The following is a 3421-nucleotide window of genomic DNA, read 5'->3' as shown; positions in this document are numbered from 1 at the left end:
CCGCACGCGGGTATTTTTTATTTTCGGGCGCCGGGCGCTTAGCGCGACCGGCTGATGGTGAAGGACCCATAGATCGGCGACTGGTCGTGCAGGTCGAACTCGCGGGTGCTGTGGTAGCGGGCGAGGGCGAACTTCCAGCGGTTGTACATCACCGCCAGGCCGTAACCGCCCTGGGCTACCCAGTTGCGCTTGTCCACGCTGTGGCTGTTGCGGAAGGTGTTGCCGTCCAGCGTGATGTCCCGGATCACCCAGGCCGCATCGGAGGTGGCGAACAGGTGGAACGACCACCCGGTGGGCTTGCCACCACGGGTAGGCGCGGTGTTCTCGCCGGCCGGGCGCAGCGGGGTGCTGCCGAAATCGTCCGGCAGCTTCCAGCCGAAGCGGACTTCCCCACCGGCGTTGAGGTGGGTGGCCAGGTTGCCGACCGCGCCGCCGTAGTGGCTGATCGCATCCCAGCCCCAGCCAGCCAGGTTGTCTTCGGCATCGCCCCAGCGGCGCATGCGCTCGTGGGTGAGCATGAACACCGGTTCGTTGTGCAGCTGGTTGTCCCAGCCCTGGAATTTCTCGTCGCCCAGCGCGTCATGCACGGCGTCCTGCACTTCCTTGCCCAGCGCCCACGGGCCGACTACGCCGAGCGCCAGCTGGGTGGTCTGCAGGCGGTCGCCGCGGCGGGCGTTGTAGCCGAAGCTGCCGATCAGCACGCCGGCATACGGCCGGTCGTCCTCGATCACGTCGCGGCGGGTGAAGTCCTTGGGGGTGTAGATCTGCTGGGCGAAGCTGAAGATCATGTTCTGCTGCTCGAACTCGCCGGGGGCCAGGCGTTCGAGATGGCGGTTGACCCAGCGGGCAAGCTTCGGCAGGCACGGATCGTCGGTGTAATCGACCAGGTTGGGCGAAACGAAGGTGATCTGCGCCCCGTTGGTGTAGCCCTGGTCCTGGTCGGCGCCGCCGAAGAGATCGTTGTCGACGCGGAAGTTGACCTGCGGCGGGTGCTCGCGCATGGCGTCGGGCCCGCATTGTTCGGCTGCCTGGACCGCAGGCGCGGCTGCTGCAAGAACACCGGCAAGTGCGGCCGGTAACGCGAATCGCTTCAGAAGCATAAGGTTCCCGCTGATGGTTTATTCATTTTTAAGCGGGAGCAGGGTATGCAGGGCGTGATGCAATGACCAGCGCCGCGCACGCACTGGTGCGTCTTGTTCGTGAAGGCCGATCTTCACGTACCGTTCGGCGCAGCTGTGCGCACGATCATGCAGGTCTTGGGTTCAGACGTTTCCGTCCCCATAATCGCGGTCATGGAAATCAAGTCTGACAATCCCGAACACGGCTTCCAGTTCCCCGGTCAATTCGAGCTCAGCGCCATGGGCTCGGCGAACATCGGTCTGGAGCACGAACTCCCGCAGCTGCTGCATGTGGCCGGCATCCAGGTACTCAAAGAGCGCATCACCTGGAAGACCTCGTCCAACGGCAAATACGTGTCCGTGAAGCTGGTCTTCATGGCCGAAAGCCGTGAGCAGCTGGACCTCGCCCACACGGCGCTGCGCGGCCACCCGGAAGTGAAGTGGACGCTGTAACCAGCTGCGACTCCAGCGCTGCACCGGGCCAGCGCCCGGCGCAGCCGGCGATCGTGCGCGACCTGGGCCGCCAGCCCTATGCGCCGGTCTGGCATGCAATGCAGCGTTTCACCGATGCGCGTACCGACGACACCCCGGACGAACTGTGGGTGGTCGAGCACGACCCGGTGTTCACCCTGGGCCAGGCCGGCAAGGACGAACACGTGCTGGCCCCGGGCGATATCCCGGTGCTGCACGTGGACCGCGGCGGCCAGGTGACCTACCACGGGCCGGGCCAGATCGTGGTCTATCCGCTGCTGCAGCTGCGCCGGCTGGGGATCGGGGTGCGCGATTACGTGTGCCGGATCGAGCAGGCGATCATCGATACGCTGGACGAATGGAATATCGGGGCTGAACGGCTGGACGGCGCGCCGGGGGTGTACGTGGGCGGGGCCAAGGTGGCCGCGCTGGGCATCCGGGTCCGCCGCGGCTGCACCTTCCACGGCCTGGCCTTCAACGTGGCGATGGACCTGGAGCCGTTCCACCGCATCAATCCCTGCGGCTACCAAGGGCTGCAGGTCACCTCGATGGTAGACTTGGGGGGACCGTCCGGCATGGCGGCCGTCAAGCCGGTACTGCTGGGCCATCTGGCCCGCCAGTTCGGGTTGGACCTCCAGCCTGCCACGGACCTGCCCGATCTGACTGACGCGGCCTGAGCGCCGCCGACCAAGGCCATGACTGAAACCACCGCTCGCATCATTCCCCTGCAGGTCGTGCAGGGCGACACGCCGTCCGCCGCGCCGTTGCAGGCCGGGGTCAAACAGCTGGGCGGTGACAAGATCGGCCGCTCGCCGGTGCAGTTCGCCGACGCGCCGGTGCTGCGCAAGCCGTCGTGGATCCGGGTCCGGATCCCGTCGGGCAACGCGGTGCAGACGCTGAAGGCCAAGCTGCGCGAGAACCGCCTGGTGACGGTCTGCGAGGAAGCCAGCTGCCCCAACATCCACGAGTGCTTCAGCCACGGCACGGCAACGTTCATGATCCTGGGCGAGGTCTGCACGCGGCGCTGCTCGTTCTGCGACGTGGCCCACGGCCGGCCGAAGCCGCCGGATGCGGGCGAGCCGGCCAGCCTGGCGCAGACCGTGGCGGACATGGGCCTGAAGTACGTGGTGGTGACCAGCGTGGACCGCGACGACCTGCGCGACGGCGGTGCCCAGCACTTCGCCGACTGCATCGGGGCGATCCGGGCCAAGTCGCCGAACACGCGCATCGAAGTGCTCACGCCGGACTTCCGCGGCAAGGGCCGCATGGAGCGGGCGCTGGACATCCTGGCGACCAACCCGCCGGATGTGTTCAACCACAACATCGAAACCGTGCCGGACCTGTACCGAAACGTACGCCCGGGTGCGGATTACCAGTGGTCGCTCACGCTGCTGAAGAACTTCAAGGCACAGCACCCGTCGATCGCAACCAAGTCCGGCATCATGCTGGGCCTGGGCGAGGAGATGGACCAGGTGCGGGCGACGATGCGCGACCTGCGCGCGCACGACGTGGACATGATCACCATCGGCCAGTACCTGCAGCCGACGGCGCACCACCACCCGGTGCTGCGTTACTGGACGCCCGAGGAATACAAGGAACTGGAGGTCTACGGCTACGAGCTGGGCTTCAGCCACGTGGCCTCCGGCCCGATGGTGCGTTCTTCGTACCACGCTGACGTGCAGGCCAAGGGCGCTGGCGTCGCCTGAGTTCCCGTCAGAAGCGGCTGCCGGTGAATCGAGCGCCGGGGCGCCATACCCTTTCCGGCGAATGTCCCCCGGCGTCGGCCATAGGCCGACACCTCCTCCTTTACTTCGCCTCCAAGGGTATGGCGC

At 66.7% G+C, this 3421-nt stretch carries 4 protein-coding genes; 3 read left to right on the top strand and 1 reads right to left on the bottom strand.

The features are described 5' to 3' along the window. Window positions 1–38: 38 nt before the first annotated feature. The gene (locus QMX79_RS20355; RefSeq protein ID WP_282248395.1) at window positions 39–1100 is read right to left on the bottom strand and encodes a lipid A deacylase LpxR family protein; all 1062 of its coding nucleotides are present in this window, start codon (window positions 1098–1100) and stop codon (window positions 39–41) included. A 192-nt stretch (window positions 1101–1292) separates the two neighbouring features. Between QMX79_RS20355 and QMX79_RS20350 the strand changes: the two genes are divergently transcribed. The 3 genes from QMX79_RS20350 to lipA are packed head-to-tail and all read left to right on the top strand — an operon-like array spanning window position 1293 to window position 3295. Continuing rightward, entirely contained in the window at window positions 1293–1571 is a 279-nt protein-coding gene (locus QMX79_RS20350; protein WP_282248394.1) for a DUF493 family protein, read from the top strand. Next, on the top strand, window positions 1559–2266 hold the full coding sequence (gene lipB / locus QMX79_RS20345; RefSeq protein WP_282248393.1) for a lipoyl(octanoyl) transferase LipB: 708 nt from the start codon (window positions 1559–1561) through the stop codon (window positions 2264–2266). Before QMX79_RS20350 ends, lipB begins: the two co-directional genes overlap by 13 nt. An 18-nt stretch (window positions 2267–2284) precedes the next feature. After that, the gene (gene lipA / locus QMX79_RS20340) at window positions 2285–3295 is read left to right on the top strand and encodes a lipoyl synthase (RefSeq protein ID WP_282248392.1); all 1011 of its coding nucleotides are present in this window, start codon (window positions 2285–2287) and stop codon (window positions 3293–3295) included. Window positions 3296–3421: the final 126 nt, after the last annotated feature.

This window comes from Stenotrophomonas sp. PS02300, assembly GCF_029959395.1.
Taxonomy (GTDB): Bacteria; Pseudomonadota; Gammaproteobacteria; order Xanthomonadales; family Xanthomonadaceae; genus Stenotrophomonas; species Stenotrophomonas maltophilia_AD.
This window is presented reverse-complemented; position numbering and strand designations above follow the sequence as displayed.

Excerpts from the sequence above, each read along its gene's own strand:
- QMX79_RS20355 (WP_282248395.1), bottom strand. The coding sequence starts at position 1,100 with ATGCTTCTGAAGCGATTCGCGTTACCGGCCGCACTTGCCGGTGTTCTT.
- QMX79_RS20350 (WP_282248394.1), top strand. The coding sequence starts at position 1,293 with ATGGAAATCAAGTCTGACAATCCCGAACACGGCTTCCAGTTCCCCGGT.
- lipA (WP_282248392.1), top strand. The coding sequence starts at position 2,285 with ATGACTGAAACCACCGCTCGCATCATTCCCCTGCAGGTCGTGCAGGGC.